Here is a 26,801-nt window from a genome sequence, read left to right on the forward strand (position 1 = left end):
CAACCCTTAGGGTCAGGCATCCCTGATCTTCATCCTTTAAAGATATCTATTGCGTATTCAATTCCGATGGAGCCCTTTTACTCGAACTTCTATTCGAGCGCCCGCGCTACAGCCCATCAGACGGAAGTTAACCCCTTTCGTTGTCAGGGTTTTGTGCGCAATGGCACTATTGCGTGTCGAGATGGCCACCGCCGCGCCATTCAATCCCTGCCAGCGTTTTTGCGTGCCCTGCTGGTGACTGATGGCACGGTGACAAAAATCCTTGAGGCCTATTTCTGGGAGCCGGTGGTCGTCGATACCCTGCATCAAGCCTTCACGGTCATGCCGGCCGAGATTCCCTGGATTGAAATCAACCCGGGCGACAACGCCCTGGTGCGCCGTGTGCGCTTGCGCGGGGGGGATTCCAACCGCGAGTACGCCCAAGCCGACTCAGTGATTCGCGCCGAGCGGGTGCCGGAGCATTTTCGCCAACGCTTGATTGATCGTGAAATCGGGATCGGCGCTTTGATCCGCGACAGCGGACTAGAAAGCTACCGCGAGGTGATGGAGGTCGGCGTGAATCCAGGCCAGGCACCCACGCCCGGCGACAGTCTGTTTCGCACCTATCGCATTATCATCGACAAGGAGCCGGTGATTCTGATCACTGAGACCTTCCCGCTGGCGTTGTTTTGCGATCCCTAACCGCTCAAATCCAGCTGCTCGCGCAGTGCATCAACCAGCAGATTGGCAACCGCCGCCAGCGGCAGGGCGCACCCCAGATCAGCTAGTTGCGTGACTTGCAGGCCGGGATAACCACAGGGATTGATGCACGCGAAGGGGGCTAAGTCCATGGCCACATTAAGCGCCAGGCCGTGATAGCTGCATCCCTGGCGCACGCGCAAACCCAAGGCAGCAATCTTGGCCTCCGCGACATAGACCCCGGGTGCTCCGGCGCGAGTGCTGCCCGCAATGCCCTGGGTCTCCAGCATCGCGATCACCGCCTGCTCAAGCCGCTGTACCAGCTCACGCACACCCAGCCGCGCACGCCTTAAATCAAATAACACATAGACCACCAGCTGCCCCGGCCCATGGTAGGTCACCTGGCCGCCACGATCACAGTGAATGACAGGGATCGCGCCGGGGTTCAGCAGATGTTCCGGGCGCCCGGCCTGCCCCAGGGTGAATACCGGATCATGCTCCAGAATCCACAACTCATCCGGTGTGCTAGCATCGCGCGCAGCGGTGAAATCTTGCATCTGCTGCCAGGTTTCCTGATAGGCGCAGCGCCCGCGTTGCCGTACATGCCAGGCGTCAGTCACAGGGCATAGACGATCGCTTCGTGCGCCGTCAATTCCTGATAAATTGCATCAAGCTGTTGTTTGCTCTGGGCTTGCACCACCACGGTCACCGACAGCCATTTTCCGTTGGTGCTGGCGCGCTGTCGTACCTGCTCTGGTGCCAAAACAACCTGATGACGCTGCAAAATGTCGAGAAACAGCGCGGCAATATCGCGTTCGGCCAACCCCATGGCCTTGATTGGAAACTGACAGGGAAACTCCAGCAGGGTCTCGGCGGGCACTGATGGATCCCGAGACGGATCCTGGGGGGAGTGCTGGCTTGCATCCTGGGTGTCATGAATGTCTGAAGCGCTTGGATCAACCATGGGGAGTCCGCATGAGTTCCGTTTTACAGGCCTGATAGGCGGCATCAAGTTGCCGCCACAGCGGTCCAACCTGGCCCTGACCAACCGGCGCACCATCAAGCCGGGTGACCGGAAGCAGTTCCCGGGTGGAGCTGCAAATCAAGAGTTCGTCAGCACGCCGGCAGTCCTCGACTGACAGTGGGCGCTGCTTAAGGGTCAGCCCCTGGCGTTCGCTGAGCTCAATGATCAGTTCCCGGGTAATACCCGACAACAACTCGGGACCGACCGGGGGCGTTGCCAATGCCCCGTCTTGCACGATAAAGACATTGCTGGTTGAGCCCTCAACCACCCAACCATCGCGCACCAGCAGCGCCTCCTCGGCGTCATGGTCCGCCGCTTCCTGCCGGAGCAGCACAGCGGCAACCAGCGAGATCGATTTGATATCGCAGCGCTGCCAACGGATATCCTCGCGCAGCACGGCCGCCACTCCCTGTTCGGCGATACGCGGATCACGCGGTGCCATGGGTTTGGTCATCACAAATACAGTTGGTTCGACGCACTTTGAGAAGCGATGCTCGCGCACCGGCGGCGCACCCCGTGTGACTTGCAGATAAATGGCCTGATTCTCAGCCGCCTGTGAGGCGATAAGACGTGTGAACAGGTGTTCCCAATGCGCGCGGGACAAGGGATTAGCGAGGCGAATACCGGCCAGACTGCGCTCCAGCCGATCAAGATGAGCCGCCAGTCGCAACGGCTGGCCATGATAGACGGGGATAACCTCGTAAACGCCATCGCCAAACAGAAAGCCCCGATCCAGCACCGGCACGCGCGCCTCGGCCAAGGGCATAAAGGCGCCGTTCAAATAGACCTCGGTCATCCCTGAAACCACAGCAGCACGGTATCCACGGCCAGCCGAAAAATACCGCCCCGAGGAACAGACCCCAGCGCCACCAGAGGGATGCGGCGCAGTTCTTCATTTTCAAGTCGAACCACGATTTCCCCGACCTGTTCGCCCTTGGTCACCGGCGCGATGATATTGGCCGGCGACTCCAGCACGGTGGAGACCTTCTCATAGGTGCCGCGCGGGATACTGATATCAAGATCAGTCGCCGGACCGACCGGTAGCTCCTTGCTGGCGCCCTTCCAGATGCGCAGGATTTCAACCGGCTGCTCAGCGGGAAACAGCTTCAGGGTTTCAAAAAACCGAAATCCGTAGTTCAGCAGTGCCAGGCTGTCGCGTGCACGCGCCTTGGTGCTGGCGGTCTTCATGACCACAGAAATCATGCGTTGGTTATCGCGTTGCGCCGAAGCCACCAGGCAGTAACCGGCTTCCTTGGTGTGCCCGGTCTTAACGCCATCAACACTCGGATCCTGGCGCAGCAGGATATTGCGGTTGTACTGACGAATGTCGTTGTAAGTGAACTCCTGCAAGGAGTACCAGCTGTAGTAATCGGGAAAATCGCGAATAATGGCCCGCGTCAAGGTTGCGATATCGCGTGGCGTGCTGTAGTGCTCGGGATCGGGCAGGCCGGGGGCATTGGTAAAATGCGAGCTGTTCATACCCAGGTGCCTGGCCTCGGCATTCATCATGTCCGCAAAGGCCGATTCAGTCCCGGCGATATGCTCGGCCAAGGCCACACTGGCATCATTGCCCGACTGCACAATCATGCCCTTGACCAGATCCTCAACCAGCACCTGCTTGCCGACCTCGATAAACATCTTTGAGCCACCGGTGCGCCAGGCCTTTTCACTGATCAGCACCTTGTCATCAAGCTGCAAATGGCCGGCCGCCAGCTCACTGAAGACCACATAGGCAGTCATGATTTTTGTCAGACTCGCCGGCGCCAGGCGCTCATCGGCATTGAGTTCGGCAAGCATTTTGCCACTCTCGAAGTCCAGCAGCACATAACCACCGGCATCCAGCTGCGGCGGTTCAGGGGTGACCAGGGGGGCGGCCAGCAGGGAGATGGGCAGCAGCCAAACGAGCAGCAGCCATGCAAGATGCGGAAATTTTGCCAGAGGGTACATTGTGGAAGCATCCGCCAGAAAGCGCGGCCATAGCCGCTGAATGGAAAATTTTACCTGATCGGCCCCCTTATCAACAGAGGTGATCCACAGCTCTGTAGTGAGCAGCCTGAACTTGACTGCGGCGGGAAGCCTTAGCGCCCGATGACCACCCCTTGAGCGAGTCCGAGATGCGTCAGGCGTTGCGAGACGGCTTCAGCCTCGGCACGGGAACTCAAGGGACCCACTTGCACCTTGTAGGGAGCCGATTCGGCTTCAGCGCCGGGGCGAATGTTGACCGACCCCGGAACATGCGCCAGCAGCCGGTGACGCAGTTGCTCGGCGTTGGCAAGTTCGCCGAAGGCTCCCACTTGCAGATACAGCTGATCATTTTGGCTGAACGTCTCATCAAAAAAAGCATTGGGTTGGCGCTCGTGATGTTCAAGTGGCGCCGCCGGTGGGGCTTCCACGATGCCGCCATGATCGCGTGGGTCAATCGAGCGCACTTCAACCTTGGCGGTCCCCGTGGCCACGATATTGAGCTTGCGTGCGGCAGCATAGGACAGATCAATGATGCGACCGCGATGGAAGGGACCGCGGTCATTCACGCGCACCACGATGCTACGGCCGTTTTCGAGATTGGTCACGCGCACATAGCTTGGCAGGGGCAGGGTCTTGTGCGCGGCTGTCATTTGATGCATGTCATACACTTCCCCGCTGGACGTGCGCCGGCCATGAAATTTGCTGCCATACCAGGAGGCCAGCCCGCGTTGAACGAAGTTCCTGCTGCTGCGCTTGGTCTTGTACTGGCGCCCCAAAACCTCATAGGATGACATATTGCCGTACTTGGATTTTGGCTCCACCTTAGGCACGGCATCAGGCGGATCGCCCAGATCCTGGTTGACATCAGAGTGCGTCGCCAGGCCACCACCGCAGCCGGCCAGCAGGGAAACCAGAGCACCGATGATCAGTCGGCGGGAGAAGAAAAGGCAGGCGTTCATCTTGGTCTCATCGGGTCTTGGGGCTCAGTTGTTTGCGGTCCTGATAAACCACCTTCATTATAGCGCGAAACACCTTATCTTGATTGAGAATATTTCGAGGTCTGGATCGACATCAGGATGCCAAAGCCGGCCATAATGGTGACCAGCGAGGTTCCGCCATAGCTGATCAACGGCAGAGGGACACCCACCACCGGCAGCAACCCAACCACCATGCCGGTATTGACGAACAGATAGACGAAAAACACCATGGTGATAGCACCACCGAGCAGGCGCGAAAAGCTGTTATGCGCATGCACGGCGATATACAGCCCGCGGAAGATAATGAACAAATACACTGCCAGTACCACCAGTATGCCGACCAAACCGAACTCCTCGCCCAACACGGCAAAAATAAAGTCCGTCGAGCGTTCCGGCAGAAACTCCAGATGCGACTGGGTGCCGTGAAACCAGCCTTTGCCATAGATACCGCCCGAGCCGATGGCAATCTGCGACTGAATAATGTGATAACCGGCGCCAAGCGGGTCGGACTGTGGATCAAGAAAGGTCAGCACGCGCTGGCGCTGGTAGTCGTGCATCAGATACCAGAGTACCGGCGCCCCCCCTGCGGCCAGCCCTCCAAGCACGGCGATCAAGCGCCAACTGAGTCCGGCCATAAAGAGCACCACCAACGCCGCGCTGGTCACCATGAGCGCGGTGCCTAGATCCGGCTGCTGGGCAATCAGCAGCACCGGCACGGCAGTGATGATGACACCGACCAGAATACGCGGCAGGCTGGGCGGCAGCGTGCCGCCGGAAAAGAACCAGGCCAGCATCATAGGCACCGCCAGCTTAAGCAACTCGGAGGGTTGAAAGCGCAGAACGCCGAGATTCAGCCAGCGCTGCGCTCCCTTGCCAATCTCACCAGTCATGGCCACCGCCACCAGCATGGTCACGCCCAGCAGAAACAGCAGCGGCGACCAGCGGCGCAAATGCTCGGGATGAATCTGCGCGATCAGAATCATTACCCCCAGGGCCAGGCCAAGTCGGAAAATCTGCCGTTCCACCTGACCGGTGGACTGTTCCGTCGCACTGAACAAAATCGCCAGTCCGCAGGCGCATAGCACAAGAATTCCCAGCAACAGCGGCCAATCGATGTGCAAGCGCTCCAACAAGCCACGCTCGCTGTCTTCACTCAAGGTGTCGGAAAACAGGGTCACAGCGGGTCAATCTCCGTCAGCGTCGGCGCCCGGCGGTGGTGGCGGCTCAACCCGTCGTTTCAGCAGATAGCTGTCAATGACCTGACGTGCAATGGGGGCCGCCGTAGAGCCGCCATGACGCCCATTTTCGACGATCACCGCAACGGCTATCTGCGGAGCCTCAATGGGTGCAAAGGCGATAAAGAGCGCATGATCGCGCATGCGCTCGGCCACCTGAGCCTCGTTGTAGCGTTCGGTCTGACCGATGGTGAACACCTGGGCGGTGCCGGTCTTGCCGGCAATCCGTATCAGTCGATTGCGGATACGCCGGGCCGTGCCACGTGAGCCCTCCACCACCAGTGCCATGGCATCGACAATCCCCTGCCATTTGGCCTCGCCATCCACGGCAATGCGATGACTGACCGCTTCGGTAGTGTGCACCAAACCCGTGGATGGATCCCGCACCGCCTGCACCATGCGCGGCTGAAAGTAGGTGCCATGATTGGCCATGGCCGCCGTTGCAGCGGCTAACTGCAAGGGAGTTACCAAAAAAGCCCCTTGCCCAATACCAACAATAAGCGTCTCGCCTGGATACCAGGGCCGACCACGCACCCGCTCCTTCCACTCGGGCGTGGGCAGCAGACCACCCAACTCATCGGCAAAGTCAATGCCGGTTTTGGCGCCAAAACCAAAATCGGCCAAAAAGCGATCCAGTCGCTCAATGCCCATATCGTGAGCAAGACGATAAAAGAACACATCGCATGACTGCACCACAGCATCGGTCACCGTCAGAGTGCCGTGACCGCTGCGCTTCCAGCAGCGGTAGCGATGGCTGTGCCCCGGGAGCTGAAAATATCCCCCGCAGTATTTGCCATCACGAAAGCTGATAGCACCACTGGCCAGACCACCCAGTCCAATGAAAGGTTTGATAGTCGAGGCCGGGGGGTACTGCCCCCGCACGGCTCGATTGTAGAGCGGTTTGTCGATTGAGTCGCGCAACGCGACATAATCCTTGACGCTGATGCCGTCAACAAACAAGTTGGCATCGAAGCCGGGCGTGCTGACCATCGCCAGCACTCCACCCGAATTGGGATCAATGGCTACCACAGCACCGCGCTTGCCCGCCATGGCCCGCATGATGTCCTGCTGTAGATCAATGTCCAGAAACAGCACCAGATCCTCACCCGAGGTCGGCAGCTGTTCCTCCAGTGTGCGCAGCACGCGTCCGCGCGCATTGATCTCCACCTGTTGAAAGCCCACCTTGCCGTGCAGGGCATCTTCATAGGCCTTTTCGATGCCGATCTTGCCGATATGACTGGTCCCGGCATAGGCCGATGGATCAATGCGCTCCATCTCGCGCTCGTTGATACGCCCAACATAGCCCAGGACGTGACTGGTATCGACGCCGAAGGGATAATAACGCAGCAGTTCGGCGTGAATCTGCACCCCTGGGAAACGATGGCTGTGCACGGCAAAGCGGGCACGCTCGGTATCGCTCAGATCAAGCCGGATGGGCACGCCATCAAAGCGCCGGTGCTGGCGGCGCAGACGCTCGAAACGTTGGCGGTCAACGTCATTGATATTAATCAGGCGGCTCAACGCATCAATGGTTTGGGCGATATCATCAACTTTGCCCGGGATGATTTGCAGCGAATACGAAGGCACATTATCGGCCAGCAGGACATTGTTGCGGTCGTAAATCAGCCCGCGCATGGGCGGCAGCGGCTCCACCCGAACGCGATTATCCTCGGACAGGGTTCGATAATGCTCGCTGTTAAATACTTGCAGATAAACCAAGCGGGCGACCACGGCGGCCAGGCATAAGATGGCCACCAGGCCTGACAGTATGACCCGCCGAGTGAACAGCCGGGCTTCACCACGCGGATCATTAAACTTGGCATCAAGCATCTGGGTACTGAATCAGGACAGGGAATCGGGACAGAGGGCCGGAATTAAGTCACATCCAGGCGTCGCACCAGAGCCCGCAGCAGAGCGGCGAACCAGGGCCACAGCAGCATGCTGACGATGGTGGCATTCCAGTAGGACAGTCCGGGCGTTGGCTGATTCGTGGCACTCAGCACCCAGAGCGACACTAGGCGCTCCACGGTTAGAATCAGCCAGACCGACAGCGCCTGCTGCCAAGCGAGAAAGAGCGCAATCCGATGTTGCAGCTCAACGGTCAGATAGCCCATGATCGAAAAGCTGAGGGCATGCAGCCCCAGCAGGGAGCCGGTCACCACATCCAGCATCAAACCGGCAAAAAACGCCCAAAACACGCCCACGCGATCCGGGAAGGCCGTCACCCAGAAAACGATCGTCAGTGCCGCCCATTGCGGACGATAGCCGATGGCCCAAGTCGGCATCGGCAGAATGGTCAGAAACCAGGCCACGCCCAGGGTCAGCAGGATGGTCCAGAGAAAACGTATGGACACGCGGACGCTCAGGGTTCCAAAACCGCGTGCTGGGAAGACGCGGTTCCAACCCCACCCGCATCGGTCACAGCACCCTCTTCCATGAGCCTCGGCAATGACCACACCATCAGCACCTCGTGACTGCGATCAAGCCGTGCCGTGGGCTCGGCGGTAACGGTTGCAAAGCGTTTGCCCGGTTCAATGCTCACTTCCGTCACCCGCGCGACCGGATACCCAGGCGGATAGGTGCCGCCCAGTCCAGAGGTAACCAAGAGATCGCCCACCCGAATATCGGCTTTTTTGGGGACATGCAGCAGATTTAACTGGTCGATCAGCCCAGACCCGGTCGCGATGGACCTGAGTCCATTGCGGTTGACCTTGACCGGCAATGAGTGTCTGGCATCGGTGATGAGCAACACTGTGGAGGTGAGAGGGTTGGCGCGCTCGACCTGCCCCATCACCGCATTGGCATCTAACACAGGCTGGCCAACAAAGACTCCCGACAGGGTTCCCTTATCCACCAGCACCTGCTGGCGGTAAGGATCAAGATCCACTTGCAACAACTCGGCAATCAGTACCCGCTCACCCACCTTGAACGCTGAGCCTAACAGATTACGCAGCCGTTCGTTCTCTGATTCCAGGGCATCGAAGCGCTGCAAACGCGCGCTCAGCGTCAGATTTTCCTGGTGCAGACGCTTGTTCTCAGCGCGCAACTGTGCCTTGTCGGCCACTTGATTTTCAATGTTTCGGGCTAAGCGTGAGGGCAAGGCTGCAAGAAAATGCAGTGGATAAAGGGTCACGGCCAGCCCGGAGCGCAGGGCATCAAACTCTCGATAGTGCAGATCAGCAATGATCAGCGCCAGCGCCACCAATGACGCCATCACCAAGCGCACAATCGCCGAAGGTCCACGGTTAAACAGAGGCTTCATGCAAGGACTGCAGAAGATTATCCGGCTGGAAGGAAGGGCATGCGCAGACCCGGATCCTGCTCAAAGCATGCGTGCGTTACTCGCCGACGAAGAAATCAATACCCCGGCTATCGAGCATATCCAGCGCCATACCACCGCCCCGGGCCACGCAGGTCAGTGGATCATCGGCAATGACCACCGGCAACCCGGTCTCTTCTGACAGCAGGCGATCAATGTCGCGCACCAAAGCACCACCGCCGGTAACCACGATGCCACGCTCGGCGACATCGGCGCCCAGCTCCGGTGGCGTCTGCTCAAGCGCAATTTTCACCGCACTGACGATACCCGAGAGCGGTTCCTGCATGGCCTCAAGGATCTCGTTGCTGTTCAACGTAAAACTGCGCGGCATGCCCTCGGCCAGATTGCGGCCCTTGACTTCGACTTCACGCACCTCGGTACCGGGAAACGCCGAACCAATCGCATGCTTGATGCGCTCGGCGGTCGCTTCGCCGATAAAGGTGCCGTAATTGCGCCGCACATAATTGATAATGGATTCATCAAAGGTGTCGCCACCGATGCGTGTGGACTGGGAATAAACGATGCCATTGAGCGAAATTACGCCCACTTCCGACGTGCCACCCCCGACATCAAGCACCAGCGAGCCGCGCGCCTCGGCCACCGGCAGACCGGCGCCAATGGCCGCCGCCATGGGCTCTTCGATCAGGAAAACATCACGCGCGCCCGCTCCGGAGGCGGATTCCTTGATAGCGCGCCGTTCCACCTGAGTCGAACCGCAGGGTACGCACACCAACACCCGCGGACTGGGGCGAATCAGCCGTGTCTCATGTACCTTATGGATAAAGTACTGGAGCATTTTTTCGGTGACGGTAAAGTCGGCAATAACGCCGTCCTTCATCGGGCGGATGGCTGTGATATTTTGCGGCGTGCGCCCAAGCATGGCCTTGGCGTCCTCGCCAACAGCGGCAACGGTTTTGCGCCCGCCATCGTGATCCTGGCGAATGGCAACCACCGAGGGCTCGTTCAGGACAATCCCTTTGCCACGCACATAGATAAGTGTATTGGCAGTGCCCAGATCGATCGACAGATCGTTGGAAAACATACCGCGAACGCGTCTAAAAACCATCGATTTCCTTCCTAAAAACCGGCAGAACAGACCAGGCTGCACCGGCCATGTGCCTAAAGACACCCCTACGAGCGTGCTGGGGATGAGCGCAAAAAAAGCTCCGCATCCTAATCGCGGCGCTTTAGCCACTGGAGTTGTCTTTGAACCGCGTCAGCTCATGGCTGTGCAGGCTACAAAACATCCTGAGAGAAGCAGAGGGTTGAGCGCTGCGCGCGCGGGACATTAAACATCCAAACCCCTAATCTAGCAATCTCAGCCTTACTCGGCAAGACACCGAACGGCAACAGTGCCAAAATCTCTCAAGATCTCATAGATCCAACCGCCGGCAATTCCAAGCGGCGCGCTCTTGTGGTAGCTTGGAGGGCTTAATATCGCCGCCTGGCATCCAGTTCGCTAAACTGGGATGCTCAGCGTCCGTACTGGTTTCGAGTGCTTAAAGTTGCGCATGATACCAGCATCCATTCACCCCTATCCACTGACTAGGCTACCATGCAATCGTCTGATGTCGCGCGAATCGCGCATCTTGCCAAACTTGCCACTGATGCCAGCGAACTGGAGCAATACGCCAGCGAGCTGACAGCCATTCTGACCCTGGTTGAGCAAATGAATCGGCTTGACACCGCCGGAGTCGAACCCCTGGCCCACCCACTGGAGCTGACCCAACGCCTGCGCCCCGATGTGGTAACCGAGCCGGATCAGCGCGAAGGCTTCCAGCGCCATGCGCCGCTGACCGAAGACGGCTTCTATCTGGTGCCCCGGGTCATCGAGTAGCCAGGCGCCTGCCGCGATTGGCATCCTTCTTCAGAACCCTGTGTCATCCATTGCCAGCCCCAGGATTGCAGCACCATGCTTGACCAAGCCACCGGCGATTCCATCTGCGCACTGGCCGCGCGTCTGCGCCGCCGCGAATGCTCCAGCCGCGAACTGACGGCGGCCTACCTCGCCCGCATCGAGCACCACGACGCCGCGCTCAACAGCTTCATCACCGTCACCCCCGAAGCGGCGCTCGCGGCCGCCGAGGCTGCCGATCAGCAGCTCGCGTGCGGCGCAGGCGGTCCGCTGACCGGCATTCCCATTGCGCATAAGGACATTTTCTGCACCCAGGGCGTGCGCACCAGCTGCGCCTCACGCATGCTGGATAACTTCATCGCGCCCTACGATGCCACCGTTGTCAGCCGCCTGCACCAGGCCGGCGCCATCAGCCTGGGCAAAACCAACATGGACGAGTTCGCCATGGGCTCGTCGAATGAGACCAGCTGGTACGGCCCGGTCACCAATCCCTGGGATTCAACCCGGGTGCCGGGAGGATCATCCGGCGGCTCCGCAGCGGCGGTGGCCGCCGGGCTCTGCATGGCCGCCACAGCCACCGACACCGGCGGCTCCATCCGCCAACCGGCGGCCTTTTGCGGCGTCACCGGCCTCAAACCCACCTACGGGCGCTGCTCGCGCTGGGGCATGATCGCCTTTGCCTCCAGCCTCGATCAGGCCGGGGTAATCGCGCGCAGTGCTGCCGATGCCGCGCTGATCTTGCAGGCCATGGCCGGCTTCGACCGCCAGGACTCAACCAGCGCCGATGAACCGGTGCCGGATTACTCGGCCGAGCTGGAAACAAGTCTCCAGGGGCTGCGCATCGGGCTGCCGCGTGAATTCATGAGCGCAGAGCTTGACAGCGACATCGCCGCATCTGTCGAAGATGCCATCGGCCTGTTGCGCACCCTGGGCGCCGAGGTGCGCGAGATCAGCCTGCCCAACAGCGCACTTGCCGTCCCAGCCTATTATGTGGTGGCGCCGGCGGAGTGTTCCTCCAACCTGGCCCGCTATGATGGCGTACGCTTCGGCCATCGCTGCACCGATCCCGTCGATCTGGAGGACCTGTACCGGCGCAGTCGCGGCGAGGGCTTCGGGGCCGAGGTCAAACGCCGCATTATGATCGGCACCTATGTGCTCTCAGCCGGCTACTATGATGCCTATTATCTGAAAGCCCAGCAGATTCGTCGCTTGATCAAGCAGGACTTCCAGCACGCACTGAGCGAGGTTGATGTCATTCTCGGCCCCACCGCGCCCACCACCGCCTTCGCGCTCGGGGACAAGAGCGCCGACCCGGTGGCCATGTACCTGAACGACATTTACACCATCTCGGCCAATCTCGCCGGTCTGCCCGGCCTGTCGCTGCCCATCGCTCCCGTGCAAGGCTTACCGGTGGGTCTGCAACTGATCGGCAACTATTTTGCCGAGGCGCGTCTGCTCAATGTTGCGCATCAGTTGCAGCAACACAGCGACTGGCATTTGGCACGCCCATCGGCGTTCGCCTGAACACGCACTTGCGGAGACGAAGCATGCAATGGGACGTTGTGATCGGTCTTGAGATTCACACCCAACTCAAGACAGCGTCAAAAATTTTCTCCGGTGCCGCCACCACCTTTGGCGCCGAACCCAATCGCCAGGCCTGCGCGGTCGATCTCGGCCTGCCCGGCGTACTGCCGGTGCTAAACATCGAAGCCGTGCGCCACGCGGTGCGCTTTGGCACCGCCATCGGCGCCGAGATTGCGCCGCGTTCGGTGTTCGCACGCAAAAACTATTTTTACCCCGACCTGCCCAAAGGCTACCAGATCAGCCAGTATGAGCTGCCGGTAGTTGGGCGCGGCCAGGTGGAGATTCTGCTTGATGACGGCGACACCAAAACCATTGGTGTGACCCGCGCGCATCTGGAAGAAGATGCCGGAAAATCGGTGCATGAGGATCATCTCGGGGGAGGACGGCTCAGCGGCATCGATCTCAACCGAGCCGGGACGCCACTGCTGGAGATTGTCTCCGAGCCGGATCTGCGCTCGCCACAGGAGGCGGTCGCCTATGCGCGCAAAATTCACCAACTGGTGCGCTGGATCGGCATCAGCGACGGCAACATGCAGGAAGGCTCCTTCCGCGTCGATGCCAACATTTCCCTGCGCCCGGCCGGCTCCGACACCCTGGGCACCCGCGCCGAGATCAAAAACATCAACTCCTTTCGCTTCCTGCACAAAGCCCTGGAATTCGAGATCGAGCGTCAGCGCGACATCCTCGAAGACGGCGGCACGATCGTGCAGGAAACCCGGCTCTACGATGCCGAGCAGGATGAAACCCGCTCCATGCGCTCCAAGGAAGAAGCCAACGATTACCGCTACTTCCCTGATCCGGATTTGTTGCCGCTGAGCATCGACGCAGATTTCATTCAGGCGGCCACGGCGGAACTGCCGGAATTGCCGGAGGCCATGCGCGCGCGCTTGATTGAGCAGTACGGGCTGAGCGCGACGGACGCGACCGTGCTGACCGGCTCCCTGGCTATGGCGGACTACTTCGAGCAAACCGTTGCCGGCTGTCATGATGCCAAGCTGGCGGCGAACTGGATCACCGGCAGCCTAGCCGCCGCGCTGAATAAAGCCGATCTTGATATCGAGCACAGCCCGGTCAGCCCAGCGCAACTGATCGGCCTACTCCAGCGCATTCAGGACAACAGCATCTCGGGCAAGATCGCCAAACAAGTCTTTGACGGCCTGTGGCAGGGCGAGGGTGACGCTGATGCCATCATCGCTGCACGCGGACTGACGCAAATCACTGACACCGGCGCCATCGACAGCCTGGTCGAAGCGGTGATGGCCGCCAACCCGCAGCAGGTTGAGCAGTACCGGGCCGGCAAGGAGAAGGTGTTTGGCTTCTTCGTCGGTCAGGTGATGAAGCAGAGCCAGGGCAAGGCCAATCCCGCGCTGGTGAACCAGCTGCTCAAAGACAAGCTTGCGGGCGGTTAGCCAGGCCGGGCGCTATCAGCCCTTGTGCAGCGTGCTCTGACACCCCATGTGCCACACAACTGCCACAACAACGCATCGTTTTATGTAAGAAGGAGGCACTTGGTGCATCAGTTCAAATTACCTTGGTTATTCGCTCTCTGGGTCGCGGCAACCTTGTTGCTCAGCGGCTGCTCGGCGCAAGCCGGCCCGACCATCAGCGCGCCCGAAGCCCAGCAGGCCAGCGCCGAGCAGCGCCTGACCCTGATTGATGTGCGCACGCCCGCCGAATGGCGTCAGACCGGCGTAGCTCCCAGCGCGCTGCTGATTGACATGAACCAGCCTGGTGGCAAACAGGGCTTTGTCCAGCGGGTACTCCAGGCGGTGCAGGGCGACAAAACCACCCCCATTGCCTTGATCTGTCGCACCGGCAATCGTAGCGGCGCCACGCAGCAGGCGCTGCTGGAAGCCGGCTTTACCCAGGTGGTCAATGTCAGCGAGGGCATGGCCGGCAGTCGCGCCGGCCCCGGCTGGCTGCGTCGCGGACTCCCGGTCGAAGCCTGCACAAATTGCTGAGGTCTCAGGGAAAAACCGTCAACACGCCGGTATAGCCGTACAGACGGTCCTGGAAAATCTCCCCATTGGCAAAGAAGCCAACTAGGGGAAAGTCGCCCAACTGGTCACGAATGAGCCGCAGTTCGTCGGAATCCTCGCCAAACAAGTTGGCACCGCGCCCCAGGCAGGACACGTAGATGCCGCCGCGCGGCGGCTGTTTGAGGCGCGATTTCAGATGCCTGAGCATCCGCGCCAGATCCTCGCGCGCGCTGTTGGCATCGCGGCGGCAGAACATCAGGTTCTGCCCCGCTTCCACCAGCTCGGCAATGGCTAGCAAGCGCTTGCTGCTGTCGATGCCCACCAGATTGCGCACCAGATAATCGCCAGTATCGCTGCCACGAATCGGCAACCCGGCGAAGACCCGCCCGCCGATCTGGCTCAGATCACGGGCCAGCTCAGGGCCAATGTCGCTTTTGAGCACATCGAGCGCCGGGCGCCCATCGAGCTGCATGATTACATTGCGCTGTGCTTCAGTGATGCGCCGTTGGGGGCCGATGGGCGAGCAACCCTGGCTGAGTCCGGTCTGTACCGCCACGGCATCGCTCAGCACCACACCAGACAGCCCGCCCCCGCAGGACTCATTGGCAATCAGGCGCGCCTCCTGGCCCACAGCCGCGCTGGACAGCCCGCCGACCAAAAACCCCGTTGCCGTACGCGCAGCCAGCTGTTCGATCAGCTCCCGCGTCTGCTTGTTGCCTGGATCGGCATGCACCAGGGCGATATAGGGCAAATGATTGCCCAGCCAGGCCTGCTGCGCGGCATCAAAGGTTTTCAGGTCGTGGGTGATGGGCGGAAATACCCGAAAGCTCTCCTCTGGCAGATCAGCCACCATGGCGGCCAGGGCCGGGCGATCATAGGACTCAACCCCGGTGGCACAGATGCCGCCAGCGACAGCACCAACCCAGTGTTCCACCTTGGTGGCCAGACGCAGGGCATCCAACACCTCATCAAGATGGGGGCTGAGCGGCTCGGTCAGGTACACAAAGCCCAGGTGACCTGGGGCGCCGCGCAGCTCAGCCGTCGCTTGGTTGAGCATGTGCCGCCAGTCCTCGCCGCTGACGTGGGTGTGGCGAAATGCAGTCATCGTCATCTGTCCTCCCGCAATAAGGAACCCTACCGGACCGGCATGTCTAGATCTCGGCCAGGTCGCCTTTTTGCTGTAACCAGGCCCGGCGGTCAGCCGCGCGCTTTTTGGCCAGCAGCATGTCCATCAGCAATCCGCCTTGTTCTGGATCATCCGCCGTCAGTTGCACCAAGCGCCGGGTGTCGGGATCAATGGTCGTTTCGCGCAGTTGGCGCGGATTCATTTCACCCAAACCCTTAAAGCGCTGCACACCGATTTTGCCTTTGAGTTTTTCCGCCGCGATGCGATCTAGTACGCCCTGTTTTTCGGCATCATCCAGGGCATAGAACACCTGCTTGCCGACATCAATACGATACAGCGGTGGCATGGCGACATAAATATGGCCGCCGGCCACCAGTGCAGGAAAATGCCGCAGAAAAAGCGCACACAGCAGGGTAGCAATATGAGCGCCGTCAGAGTCGGCATCGGCCAGGATACAGATTTTGCCAAAGCGCATGCGGGTGAGATCCTGACTACCCGGATCAACCCCGATGGCCACGGCAATATCATGCACCTCCTGCGAAGCCAGCACATCGCCGGAGTCCAGCTCCCAGGTGTTCAGAATCTTGCCGCGCAACGGCATGATGGCCTGGAATTCGCGATCCCGCGCCTGCTTGGCCGAACCACCGGCGGAGTCGCCCTCGACCAGAAACAGCTCACTGCGACGCGGATCGGTGGAGGTGCAGTCGGCCAGCTTACCCGGCAATGCCGGCCCCTGGGTGATCTTTTTGCGCGCCACTTTGCGCCCGGCGCGCATCCGCGCCTGGGCGGCGGCAATTACCAACTCGGCAATGCGCTCGGCATCGGCTACATGCTGATTCAGCCACAGGCTGAAGCTATCCTTGACCACGCCCGAAACAAAGGCGGCCGATTCACGCGAGGACAGCCGCTCCTTGGTTTGCCCGGAAAACTGCGGGTTAAGCAGCTTAACCGACAGAATGTAGCTGATGCGGTTCCAGAGATCCTCCGGCGCCAAGCGCAGCCCGCGCGGCAGCAGATTGCGAAATTCGCAGAACTCGCGCAGCGCCTCGGTCAGTCCCGAGCGCAGGCCGTTGACATGGGTGCCGCCCTGCACGGTGGGGATGAGATTTACATAGCTCTCGGTGATCAGCTCACCTTCCGGCACCCAGGCCACTGCCCAGCTCGCCGATTCGGCCTCGCTTTCCATGGCGCCCACGAACGGCGCCTCGGGTACCGTCGGCTGCTCGCCCAGCGCCTGGCGGAGATAGTCTGTCAGGCCATCCTGATAACACCAGCTGTCGCGCTCGCCACTGGCCTCATCGTAAAAGCTCACCTCCAGACCCGGACACAGCACCGCCTTGGCCCGCAGCAAATGGCGCAGAGGGCGCTGGGCAATTTTGACGGTATCGAAGTAACCGGCCTCCGGTGAGAAGCGCAGCCGGGTGCCGGTCTCCAGGCGCTTGACGCTGCGCGTTTCCGTCAGCTCCGTGACCTTCTCGCCCTGCTCGAAGGCCATGTGATACTCCCGGCCAGCGCGCTTGACCCACACATCAAGCCGCTTGGAGAGCGCATTCACCACCGACACCCCCACCCCGTGCAGACCACCGCTGAAACGATAGCTGCCAGCGGAAAATTTCCCGCCGGCATGGAGCTTGGTCAAAATGACCTCAATCCCGGGCAAGCCCAACTGCGGATGCCGGTCAACCGGCATGCCGCGCCCATCGTCGCTGACCTGCATTGATCCGTCGGCAAACAGCTCCACCTCAATACGGCGGGCATGACCAGCCATCGCCTCGTCAACGCTGTTATCCACCACCTCCTGAATCAGATGATTGGGGCCTGAGGTATCTGTATACATACCCGGACGTTTGCGCACCGGGTCGAGGCCGCTGAGAACCTCAATGGATGAGGCGTCATACCCGCCTTTGGTCACAACTGAAACTCCTAGATAATTCAATAGAGAAGGGGCCAACACTGACACCAGGGCCAGCCCGTCGGGCTTCAGCACTTGTCCGTCCAGACTACAGGCTAAATGCGGATTGGAGGCTGGCATCTTCGCCCCCGCCACCCGGGCCGATTGACCGCGAAACCGCCGTAAGCTACCGTAGTCGCCTTGAAAGTCCAATGGCAATTGACCGAAGAGCCTGACACTTGGCCAAGACCACACGCGCATCCAACCCCAAGGCAACAGCCCCAGCCGCCGCCGAAACAGCCCCTCAGACCGGCACAGACGCGGTGCACTTTGAACAATCCCTGGGCGAACTTGAAGCCTTGGTGGAGCGACTCGAACAGGGCGATCTGCCGCTGGAAGAATCCCTGGCTACCTTTGAGCGTGGGATTCATCTGAGCCGCCATTGCCAAAAGGCGCTCGATGAGGCAGAACAACGCGTGCGCATCCTGACCGAAACCTCCGCGTCCGCCGAACCCATCCCTTTTAATCCCACTGTATCCTGAGTGCTCAGCCCGGCGGCGCCGGATGTTGAGCGCTGATGATCACCCGCTACAGACTGCAACAATAGATACGATGGCCAATAAGCCACTGCAACAGTTCCTGACAGCCTGCCAGACCCGCATTGAGCGGGCGTTCGACACCCGTCTGCCCAGCTCAGAACAGGAGCCTGAGCGTCTGCACCAGGCCATGCGCCATGCCGCGCTGGGCGGAGGCAAGCGCCTGCGCCCGACTCTGGCTTATGCCGCCGCCAGCGCGGTGGGCGTCACGCGCGAACAGATCGACGCTGCCGCCTGTGCTCTGGAGCTGATCCATACCTACTCGCTGATTCACGATGACCTGCCGGCGATGGACGACGACGATCTGCGCCGGGGTCGCCCGACCTGCCATAAGGCTTTTGACGAAGCAACCGCCATTCTGGCCGGCGATGCACTGCAAACCCTGGCTTTTCAATGGTTGGCCACCGATTCGGCCAACAGCCCCGACGCCCGCCTGCGCATGATCGAGTTGCTGGCGCGCGCCTCGGGCTCGCGCGGCATGATCGCCGGACAAGCCCTTGATCTGGCCAGCGAAGGACAAACTCTCAATCGTGAGGCACTGGAAACCATCCATCTGCACAAAACTGGTGCGCTGATTCAGGCTAGCGTCAATATGGCCACCTTGGTGCGCCCGGATTGCCCCGGCGAGCAGGCCAGTGCCCTGGATGGCTATGCCCGCGCGATCGGGCTGGCGTTTCAGGTGCAGGACGACCTGCTCGATGTTGAGGGCGAGACCGCAGTGCTAGGCAAGCAAAGCGGTCAGGATGCCGCGCATCAGAAAGCGACCTACCCGTCCCTGTTGGGTCTGGAGGCCGCGCGTGAAGAAGCCGCCCGGCTGGTTGCGGAAGCGCAGCGGTGTATCAGCTCCTTCGACGGCGGCGCCGACCCGCTGCGCTGGATTGCAGACTATATCATTGCCCGCGACTATTAACCGTTGCGCGCCAGGCCAGGCTTCGCTCCGCTCGCCTGGCGATCAAGAGGATTTGTTTTAATGGAATCAATTTTGCGCGATGATTCCGCGCTGGAAGCGGCGCCTTCATCACAGAGCGCCTCCACCGGGAAGGCATCACGGCCTGTCATGGCTGACGTGCAGGCGAGTGCTGACAGCCGGCATATTGCCATTGACCGCGTGGGTATCAAGGACATCCGCCACCCGGTGCGCATTCAGGATCGCAGCGGCCATGATCAGCATACCGTTGCGACATTCAACATGTATGTGCATCTGCCGCAGGACTTCAAAGGCACCCATATGTCGCGGTTTGTGGCCATTCTGAACAATCATGAGCCGGAAATCAGCGTCGCCACCTTCAAGGACATGCTCGCGGAAATGGCCGAACGGCTTGAATCCCGTGCCGGTCATATCGAAATGCGCTTCCCGTTTTTTATCAAGAAACAGGCACCAATCACCGGCGTTGCCAGCCTGCTTGATTATGATGTCACCTTCATCGGTGAAGTTCAGCAGGGGGTCGCCAGTCTGTCGGTGCGCGTGGTGGTCCCTGTGACCAGTCTTTGCCCCTGCTCCAAAGAAATTTCCGCCTATGGCGCGCATAATCAGCGCTCCCATGTCACGGTGACGGTGCGTACGCGCGGTTTTTTGTGGGTGGAAGAGCTGATCGACCTGGTCGAATCCCAGGCCTCCTGCGAATTGTACGGACTACTTAAGCGCGCGGATGAAAAATACGTCACCGAGCACGCTTACAATAATCCTAAGTTTGTCGAAGATACGGTCCGCGACATCGCCGGCTTGCTCAATCAGGATGATCGGGTGGCCGCCTATGTGGTGGAATCAGAAAACTTTGAGTCCATTCACAATCATTCCGCTTACGCAATGATTGAGCGCGACAAGGACGGTTTTTAAGTCCCAGCGTGAAATCCAGGCTGACTTCGCGTATAATACCTCAATAGCTATCAAGCTGTGCCCATGCAGTCAGGGTGACGGGTGTTACATCGCGCCCCGCTCACAGCACTGCCATCTCATCGGATCGTCATCACTTGGCGGTCATTCAAGTCGCGCCCCTTTGCCGGCAAGCTGGCAGGCGGGCGACGCGCTGCCCCGCGCTTCTGCGGGGTTCAAATCGGCTGGCGTTAAACGGCGTCAGCACCGCAACAAATCACTGGCTTAACGCCAGCTTCGCGACAACGCGCTTGCGTAATCGTCGTCTATGGGCGCCTCCCTGGTGCCTTCGCTGCGGCTCGCCCCGCATCTGCCCCGCTTCGTTAGAGGAAACGCGATGACCTTAAATAGCCAACAACAGCCTGCACAACAACATTTCGGTGAAGACCCCTTAGCGGTTCGCGACACCAATCATTACCAAAACGAATATATCCACCCCTTCGTGGAACACTGGGACCAACTCATTGATTGGGATGGCCGCGCTGAATCGGAAGGAGACTTTTTTATCCGTTCGCTGCGTGAACTCGGGGCCAAAAAGGTCCTGGATGTTGCCACCGGTACTGGCTTCCATTCGGTGCGCTTGCTGCGCGCCGGCTTTGATGTCACCAGCGCTGACGGCAGCCCGACCATGTTGGCCAAAGCCTTCGAGAACGCCCGTAAGCGCAACTTTCTGCTGCGCACCGCACAGGCCGACTGGCGCTGGCTGAACCGCGACATTCATGATTATTACGATGCAGTGATCTGTCTGGGTAATTCCTTCACCCATCTGCACGATGAGAACGACCGCCGCAAGGCCCTGGCCGAGTTCTATGCCACCCTGAAACACGACGGGGTGCTCATTATCGATCAGCGCAACTATGACGCCCTGCTCGATCATAAGATCGAACCCACGCACAATTTCTACTACTGTGGCGACAATGTGCGCGCCACTCCCGAGCATGTTGATGACTCCCTGGCGCGCTTCCGCTACGAATTCCCGGATGACGAAGTCTTCCACCTGAACATGTTCCCGCTGCGCAAGAACTATGTCCGGCGGCTGCTGCGCGAGGTCGGTTTCCAGCGCGTCACCACCTATGGTGATTTCCAGGAAACCTATCACGATAACGAACCGGACTTTTTCATCCATGTCGCCGAGAAAGGCTATGTTGAAGGAGGTGAGGAAGAATGACGGAGGGCTATACCGAGGTGGTCGAAACGGCGCGCGCCTATTACAACAGCGAGGACGCCGACCAGTTTTACTTCCATGTATGGGGTGGGGAAGATATTCACATTGGCCTCTACCGCACACCGGATGAACCGATTCGCGACGCCAGCCGGCGCACCGTTGAGCAGATGGCGGCACAAATTCCCGGGCTTGGCCCCCAAACCCGGGTGCTGGACATGGGCGCCGGCTATGGTGGCGCGGCACGCTATCTGGCCAAAACTTTCAGCTGTCAGGTCACAGCGCTGAATCTAAGCGAAACCGAAAACGCCCGCGATCGCGAGATGAACCGCGCGAGCGGACTCGATCACCTGATCACCGTAGTCGAAGGCAGCTTCGAAAATGTTCCGGCACCCGATGCGAGCTTTGATCTGGTGTGGTCCCAGGATGCGATTTTGCACAGCGGCCAGCGTGCGCAAGTCATCCAGGAAGCCGCGCGGGTGTTGCGCCCAGGTGGCGATCTGATCTTCACCGATCCGATGCAAGCCGATGATTGCCCGGCGGGCGTCTTACAGCCGGTGCTGGATCGCATTCATCTCGACAGTCTGGGATCTATCGGTTTTTATCGTGAAACTGCAGCCGCCTGCGGACTGCAAGAGATCAATGTGGAACCCATGGTCGAGCACCTGATCACGCATTACGGTCGGGTACGCGATGAGCTGAACTCCGCCCGCGCCCAGCTCACTGGCAAGGTTTCCGATGCCTACATGGATCGCATGATCACTGGCCTCGGACACTGGGTGGACGCCGGTCGCAATGGTTATCTCGACTGGGGTATCCTGCATTTTCGCAAGGCCACCCATTAAGGGTCGGATCCTTGACCGATAAATGGCCGATGAGTCGTCGCTGAGTCACCGATGAGCCGGACAGACGAAGCGGCTCGTCGGTCATCTAAAATATTCAGTCTAAGCTTTCAGCAACCACAAGCGCAGGTCTTGCCGTCATGACACTGGATTCGTCACATCACCCACTGGTGTTTGGCGAAGTGCTCTTTGATCGCTTCGCTGATGATGCCACTGCCCAGGCGACCGAGGTACTGGGCGGTGCCCCCTTTAATGTCGCCTGGCATCTGCACGCCTTCGCCCAGGCCCCGCACTTGATCAGCCGCATCGGCCAGGATGCTCTGGGCGAGCGCATTCAAGCGGCCATGACTGAGCAGGGCATGGATCAGACCTGGCTACAGCTTGATGCCGTGCATCCCACCGGCACCGTCGAGGTTAGCCTAACGCATGGCGAGCCCAGCTATGACATTGTCGCTGAGCGCGCTTACGATTTTATTGATGCGGCACAACTGCCTGCGCCTGCGCCAGGCGGTCTGCTCTATCACGGCACCCTGGCAGCCCGTCATCCGGTCTCAGCCGCTGCACTACAGCAGTTGCGCGCGGCCACCGGGCTGGCGGTCTTTGTCGATGTCAATCTGCGCGAACCCTGGTGGACACTGGAGCAGGTATCCGATCTGATCGAGGGTGCAACCTGGATTAAGCTGAACGCTGACGAACTTCGCCTGCTGGCTCCCGCCGGTGAATCGCCCGTTGCCCGTGCGCAGCGCCTGGTCGAACAACGGGGCCTCAGCGCTGCCTTTGTCACCATGGGCGCCCAGGGTGCCCTGGCCGTCACGGCTCAGGGTGAGACCTTGCAGTTGGGTCCACCGCAAGTTGAGCGGTTCGTCGATGCCGTTGGCGCTGGCGATGGCTTTGCCTCGGTGTTGATTATGGGGCTGTTGCGTGCCTGGCCCTTGCAGATCACCCTAAAGCGTGCACAAACCTTTGCCAGCGCCATTGTCGGGCAACGCGGCGCGACCAGTCGCGATCCGGCCTTCTATCAGGCATTCACGGAGTTGTGGAATTGAACATGAGCGAGTTGTTCCTGGAGCAGCGCCATGAACAATCGACCGGCTCCCTGGCGCCGGCGCTGATTGAGTTCGTGCGCGAGCAGCGCAATCAAACCCATCGCGTGTTCCATTGGCTATCGAGTCTGCAACGCCCCTTCCTGTTGCGCAGCGATCTGGCAGATGCTCTGGAACAGTTGTGCCAGCAGGATGCCGAGTTGCAACAGACAGTACTTGCCCGCGCGCTGCAACAATGCCAGGAAGCCACGCTGGCGCAATCCTGGATTTATCTGGCGCTGCGCCGCCGCGTGGCGCGCTGGGACTTCGTGCGCCTGCATATCGAGACCATGGATGCCCAGCCGGTCAGCGTGGATGAGTACCTGGTGTTCAAGGAGCGTACCGCCACCGGCGGTCACGAAGACCCCTGGGAACTCGAAATCGATATGTCGCCCTTCTATCGCGATCAGTACAAACTGCGCGAAGAAGGTTCCATCGGACATGGGGTTAAGTTTCTCAACCGCCGCCTGTCCAGTCGCCTGTTTGAGGAAATCGGCAAAGGGGATCGGCGGCTGCTGAACTTTCTGCGGGTGCACAGCTATCGCGGTCAGTTGCTGATGCTCAACGAGAGCATTGGTGATGTGGCCGGGCTGCGCAATGCACTGCGCCAGGCCTTGTTGCCGCTGCGCCGCCGCCCGGCCAACACGCCCTATGAGGAACTGGCGCCGGAACTGCGCGCGCTCGGCTTCGAGCCGGGCTGGGGCTGCGATGCCGCGCGGGTGCGCAATACCATGGGACTGCTGCTGGATATTCTCGAGGCGCCCTCGCCACAGAGCATTGAGGAATTTCTCGGGCGCATCCCGATGATCTTCTCCATCGCCATTCTGTCACCGCATGGCTGGTTTGGACAGTCCAATGTGTTGGGCCGACCCGATACCGGCGGTCAGGTGGTCTATATTCTCGATCAGGTGCGCGCGCTGGAGCGTGAGATGCGCGCCCGACTGGTCGAACAAGGCATCGACATCGAACCGGAAGTCATTGTTGTCACCCGCCTGATTCCGGAATCCGAGGGCACCACCTCGGATCAGCGCTTGGAGCCCATCGCTGGCACCCGCAATGCGCGGATTCTGCGCGTTCCCTTTCGCTCCGACAGCGGTGATGTCTTGCAGCACTGGGTGTCACGTTTTTTCATCTGGCCCTATCTGGAACGCTTTGCCTTGGATGCGGAAACCGAACTCCTGGCCGAGCTGGGTGGGCGCCCGGATCTGATTATTGGCAACTACTCAGACGGCAATCTGGTGGCCTCGTTGATGTCGCGGCGTCTGGGGGTCAGTCAGTGCAACATCGCCCATGCGCTGGAAAAGACCAAATATCTGTTCTCTGATCTCTACTGGCGTGACAACGAAGACCGTTACCATTTCTCCTGTCAGTTCACCGCCGACCTGATCGCGATGAACACGGCGGATTTTATCGTCACCAGCACTTATCAGGAGATCGCCGGCACTGACAACACCCTGGGCCAGTACGAAAGCTACATTAACTTCACCATGCCCGGACTGTATCGGGTGGTGGCTGGCGTCGATGTCTATGACCCCAAGTTCAACATTGTCTCGCCGGGTGCGGATGAAGAGATCTATTTTCCCTACACCGAAACACCCCGGCGACTCGATCATCTGCACGCAGACATTGAACAGCTGATGTTTGGCGAGCCCGTGCTCGGGCAATCCCGCGGGCAGTTGCAGGATACTGACAAGCCGCTGCTGTTTTCCATGGCGCGCCTGGATCGCATTAAGAATATCAGCGGCCTAGTGGACTGGTACGCGCATTCACCGGAATTGCGCGAGCGGGTGAATTTGCTGGTGGTGGCCGGCCATGTCGATGGCAACGGCTCGGGCGATCACGAGGAGCGTGAGCAGATCGACCTCATGCACCATCTGATGAATAGCCACGGACTCGATGGCCAGGTGCGCTGGCTGGGAATTCATCTGGAAAAATCCCTCGCCGGGGAGCTTTATCGCTGCATTGCTGATCGCCACGGCGCCTTTGTACAGCCAGCGCTCTTTGAGGCTTTTGGTCTGACGGTGATTGAGGCCATGAGTTGCGGCCTGCCGACCTTTGCCACCCAGTACGGCGGCCCGGCGGAAATTATTGAGCACGGCCAGTCCGGCTTCCACATTGACCCCAACCACGGTGATCAGGCCGCCGCGCAGATTGTGCAGTTTTTTTCTGACTGCGCGCAGGATTCCGCCCACTGGCTCAACTTCTCGGAAGCCGCCATGGCGCGCGTGCAGGAGCGCTACACCTGGCGGCGGTATGCCGAGCGCATGATGACGCTGGCACGCGTCTATGGCTTCTGGAAATATGTCACCGATCTGGAAAGCGCCGAGACCGCCCGTTATCTGGAGATGTTCTACGCGCTGAAGTTCCGTCCGCTGGCTGCTGGCATCCTGCAACACTGAACCTTATCCCAAGAACTCCACCATACCGCCTGACGGTGGCATAGTGCGGCCAATCCCTGGCCCAACAGTCTGTCCCGGCGCGCCCGCGACTTCAGCGCGAGCTGTTGGATGTCGTGTCGCTCTTGGTGCTGGCATCGGACTTGGTCGTGCCGGTGCTACCCGAGGTGGATGGCTTAGACGAAGCCGGGGATGATGACTGGGATGGGGAATGACTCTTGGAGCCTGAAGCAGCGGCTGAATCGCTTTTCGTGCCAGATTGACCGCTTGAGCCTGTACGGCTGCTGGAGTCGCTTTTGTTGTCGCTCTCCTGTTTGCTGCTCTTCTTGCTGCCGGGTTTCCCACGACAATGGCCGGATACCTCAACCCCATCCTTGCGTTGATAAGCATCGACCCAATAGCAGCTTTCCGTGGACTCACACTTAGACTTTTCCATGCCCTTACAGCTTGAAGCCAGTGCAACCCCATGCAGGGAGACACCAACAATAGCCGCCGTTAGCAGCGCAACTCCAGCAATATTGTTTCGTAACATCTGCTTTTCCTCCATTTAAACCGCGTCAATTTAGAGGTGCGTAATTCTTATGCTATAGTTTGCGCTCCATTGTGCCACGCATCGTTTGGACGCGCACTTGCCGACATTTTGGTGACAGGATCGTTTCATGTTGACGTTAGATCTTGCCAAATGGCAACAAACCCCTGCGGACCTCAGAGAGCTGTCGCTGAGCAGCGCTCACCCGCGCACGCGTGAGCGCTTTCTGGCGCTGTATGAACTGACTCAAACGCAGAAGGGCGCGAGCCTGATTGCGCGCGGCAGCGAACGCCATGCTCAGACGCTGATTCGCTGGGTTCATCGGTACAACGAAGGCGGTGCTGAGGCTCTGGTGTTTCGCCGCACGGGTGGGCGCCCCCCTTTTTGTCCGGAATATGAGCAAGCGTTGGATGCGCTGGTGCGTGAAGGGGTGGCGGCTGCGGGCGCGCCGAGTGTTGAACGCGACACCGAGACGGGACGCCTGAAAGCGGCCTCTGAGCCAGAGCCTTGTACAGCCCCACCGCGCTGGACACTCAAGAAGCTGGTGGCCTGGTTGCAAGCGACCTATCAGGTCAATGTCTGTCGTGAAACCGTGCGCCGGGCGCTCAAACGCCTGGGGCTGTCGTGGAAAAAGGCCAAGGCCCTGCTCAATCGAGCCAAAACCGCCGAGCGCGAGACCTTCGTTGAA

At 59.9% G+C, this 26,801-nt stretch carries 26 protein-coding genes; 13 read left to right on the forward strand and 13 right to left on the reverse strand.

Translation table 11 applies throughout. The annotated features are described in order from the left end of the window. Positions 1-66 precede the first annotated feature (66 nt). Positions 67-681, forward strand: a complete 615-nt coding sequence (locus tag CKO36_RS00690; protein WP_200279127.1) for a chorismate--pyruvate lyase family protein — start codon at positions 67-69, stop codon at positions 679-681. On the opposite strand, the gene lipB is transcribed toward CKO36_RS00690, so the two are convergent. The 10 genes from lipB to CKO36_RS00740 form a co-directional block, all read right to left on the reverse strand. Next, on the reverse strand, positions 678-1,235 hold the full coding sequence (gene lipB, locus CKO36_RS00695) for a lipoyl(octanoyl) transferase LipB (RefSeq protein WP_242469296.1): 558 nt from the start codon (positions 1,233-1,235) through the stop codon (positions 678-680). The genes CKO36_RS00690 and lipB overlap by 4 nt on opposite strands. 59 nt (positions 1,236-1,294) lie before the next feature. Further along, entirely contained in the window at positions 1,295-1,642 is a 348-nt protein-coding gene (locus CKO36_RS20225; protein ID WP_200279131.1) for a DUF493 family protein, read from the reverse strand. Beyond that, entirely contained in the window at positions 1,635-2,498 is an 864-nt protein-coding gene (locus tag CKO36_RS00705; protein ID WP_200279133.1) for a D-amino acid aminotransferase, read from the reverse strand. The genes CKO36_RS20225 and CKO36_RS00705 overlap by 8 nt, the downstream gene beginning before the upstream one ends. Continuing rightward, positions 2,495-3,649, reverse strand: coding sequence for a D-alanyl-D-alanine carboxypeptidase family protein (locus CKO36_RS00710; protein WP_200279135.1), 1,155 nt, complete (start codon positions 3,647-3,649; stop codon positions 2,495-2,497). The genes CKO36_RS00705 and CKO36_RS00710 overlap by 4 nt, the downstream gene beginning before the upstream one ends. A 131-nt stretch (positions 3,650-3,780) precedes the next feature. Further along, the gene (locus CKO36_RS20050; RefSeq protein WP_200279136.1) at positions 3,781-4,626 is read right to left on the reverse strand and encodes a septal ring lytic transglycosylase RlpA family protein; all 846 of its coding nucleotides are present in this window, start codon (positions 4,624-4,626) and stop codon (positions 3,781-3,783) included. Between the two features lie 74 nt (positions 4,627-4,700). Beyond that, entirely contained in the window at positions 4,701-5,816 is a 1,116-nt protein-coding gene (rodA, locus tag CKO36_RS00720) for a rod shape-determining protein RodA (protein ID WP_200279207.1), read from the reverse strand. 12 nt (positions 5,817-5,828) lie between these two features. Then, positions 5,829-7,709, reverse strand: coding sequence for a penicillin-binding protein 2 (gene mrdA, locus CKO36_RS00725; protein ID WP_200279137.1), 1,881 nt, complete (start codon positions 7,707-7,709; stop codon positions 5,829-5,831). A 44-nt stretch (positions 7,710-7,753) separates the two neighbouring features. Then, entirely contained in the window at positions 7,754-8,233 is a 480-nt protein-coding gene (gene mreD / locus CKO36_RS00730) for a rod shape-determining protein MreD (protein WP_200279138.1), read from the reverse strand. An 8-nt stretch (positions 8,234-8,241) separates the two neighbouring features. Beyond that, positions 8,242-9,141, reverse strand: coding sequence for a rod shape-determining protein MreC (gene mreC / locus CKO36_RS00735; protein ID WP_200279139.1), 900 nt, complete (start codon positions 9,139-9,141; stop codon positions 8,242-8,244). Positions 9,142-9,217: 76 nt separating this feature from the next. Then, positions 9,218-10,264: a rod shape-determining protein gene (locus CKO36_RS00740; RefSeq protein ID WP_200279140.1), complete on the reverse strand. Its 1,047-nt coding sequence runs from the start codon at positions 10,262-10,264 to the stop codon at positions 9,218-9,220. Positions 10,265-10,753: 489 nt separating this feature from the next. On the opposite strand from CKO36_RS00740, the gene gatC reads away from it, so the two are divergent. From gatC to CKO36_RS00760, 4 genes are all read left to right on the forward strand, one after another. Further along, positions 10,754-11,035 carry an Asp-tRNA(Asn)/Glu-tRNA(Gln) amidotransferase subunit GatC gene (gatC, locus tag CKO36_RS00745; protein ID WP_200279141.1) on the forward strand — a complete coding sequence of 94 codons (282 nt, stop codon included), beginning with the start codon at positions 10,754-10,756 and terminating at the stop codon, positions 11,033-11,035. 75 nt (positions 11,036-11,110) lie between these two features. Continuing rightward, positions 11,111-12,577: an Asp-tRNA(Asn)/Glu-tRNA(Gln) amidotransferase subunit GatA gene (gene gatA, locus CKO36_RS00750; protein ID WP_200279143.1), complete on the forward strand. Its 1,467-nt coding sequence runs from the start codon at positions 11,111-11,113 to the stop codon at positions 12,575-12,577. Positions 12,578-12,585: 8 nt separating this feature from the next. After that, positions 12,586-14,046: an Asp-tRNA(Asn)/Glu-tRNA(Gln) amidotransferase subunit GatB gene (gene gatB / locus CKO36_RS00755; RefSeq protein WP_275957798.1), complete on the forward strand. Its 1,461-nt coding sequence runs from the start codon at positions 12,586-12,588 to the stop codon at positions 14,044-14,046. A 102-nt stretch (positions 14,047-14,148) separates the two neighbouring features. Continuing rightward, positions 14,149-14,598: a rhodanese-like domain-containing protein gene (locus CKO36_RS00760; protein WP_200279147.1), complete on the forward strand. Its 450-nt coding sequence runs from the start codon at positions 14,149-14,151 to the stop codon at positions 14,596-14,598. Between the two features lie 4 nt (positions 14,599-14,602). On the opposite strand, the gene CKO36_RS00765 is transcribed toward CKO36_RS00760, so the two are convergent. Both CKO36_RS00765 and parE read right to left on the reverse strand, forming a co-directional pair. After that, positions 14,603-15,721, reverse strand: coding sequence for an FIST signal transduction protein (locus CKO36_RS00765; protein WP_200279149.1), 1,119 nt, complete (start codon positions 15,719-15,721; stop codon positions 14,603-14,605). Between the two features lie 46 nt (positions 15,722-15,767). After that, positions 15,768-17,654, reverse strand: a complete 1,887-nt coding sequence (parE, locus tag CKO36_RS00770; RefSeq protein WP_338053391.1) for a DNA topoisomerase IV subunit B — start codon at positions 17,652-17,654, stop codon at positions 15,768-15,770. A gap of 302 nt (positions 17,655-17,956) precedes the next feature. On the opposite strand from parE, the gene CKO36_RS00775 reads away from it, so the two are divergent. The 7 genes from CKO36_RS00775 to CKO36_RS00805 all read left to right on the forward strand — a co-directional run bounded on the left by CKO36_RS00775 (position 17,957) and on the right by CKO36_RS00805 (position 25,587). Continuing rightward, positions 17,957-18,175, forward strand: coding sequence for an exodeoxyribonuclease VII small subunit (locus tag CKO36_RS00775; protein ID WP_200279210.1), 219 nt, complete (start codon positions 17,957-17,959; stop codon positions 18,173-18,175). A gap of 70 nt (positions 18,176-18,245) precedes the next feature. Then, positions 18,246-19,139, forward strand: a complete 894-nt coding sequence (locus CKO36_RS00780; RefSeq protein ID WP_200279153.1) for a polyprenyl synthetase family protein — start codon at positions 18,246-18,248, stop codon at positions 19,137-19,139. 147 nt (positions 19,140-19,286) lie between these two features. Further along, entirely contained in the window at positions 19,287-20,066 is a 780-nt protein-coding gene (gene folE2 / locus CKO36_RS00785) for a GTP cyclohydrolase FolE2 (protein ID WP_242469301.1), read from the forward strand. A 373-nt stretch (positions 20,067-20,439) separates the two neighbouring features. Further along, positions 20,440-21,270: a glycine/sarcosine N-methyltransferase gene (locus CKO36_RS00790; protein WP_200279157.1), complete on the forward strand. Its 831-nt coding sequence runs from the start codon at positions 20,440-20,442 to the stop codon at positions 21,268-21,270. Next, a complete protein-coding gene (locus CKO36_RS00795; RefSeq protein ID WP_200279160.1) occupies positions 21,267-22,109 on the forward strand; it encodes an SAM-dependent methyltransferase in 843 nt (280 codons plus the stop codon). Before CKO36_RS00790 ends, CKO36_RS00795 begins: the two co-directional genes overlap by 4 nt. 137 nt (positions 22,110-22,246) lie before the next feature. Further along, on the forward strand, positions 22,247-23,152 hold the full coding sequence (locus tag CKO36_RS00800; protein WP_200279163.1) for a PfkB family carbohydrate kinase: 906 nt from the start codon (positions 22,247-22,249) through the stop codon (positions 23,150-23,152). A gap of 2 nt (positions 23,153-23,154) precedes the next feature. After that, on the forward strand, positions 23,155-25,587 hold the full coding sequence (locus CKO36_RS00805; protein ID WP_200279166.1) for a sucrose synthase: 2,433 nt from the start codon (positions 23,155-23,157) through the stop codon (positions 25,585-25,587). A gap of 91 nt (positions 25,588-25,678) precedes the next feature. Here the strand turns inward: CKO36_RS00805 and CKO36_RS00810 are convergent, their stop codons facing one another. Beyond that, the gene (locus tag CKO36_RS00810; protein ID WP_200279169.1) at positions 25,679-26,131 is read right to left on the reverse strand and encodes a hypothetical protein; all 453 of its coding nucleotides are present in this window, start codon (positions 26,129-26,131) and stop codon (positions 25,679-25,681) included. 112 nt (positions 26,132-26,243) lie between these two features. On the opposite strand from CKO36_RS00810, the gene CKO36_RS00815 reads away from it, so the two are divergent. Next, a partial coding sequence (locus CKO36_RS00815) for a helix-turn-helix domain-containing protein (protein WP_200279172.1) occupies positions 26,244-26,801 on the forward strand: 558 nt, incomplete at its 3' end.

The organism is Rhabdochromatium marinum, from assembly GCF_016583795.1.
GTDB classification, from domain to species: Bacteria; Pseudomonadota; Gammaproteobacteria; order Chromatiales; family Chromatiaceae; genus Rhabdochromatium; species Rhabdochromatium marinum.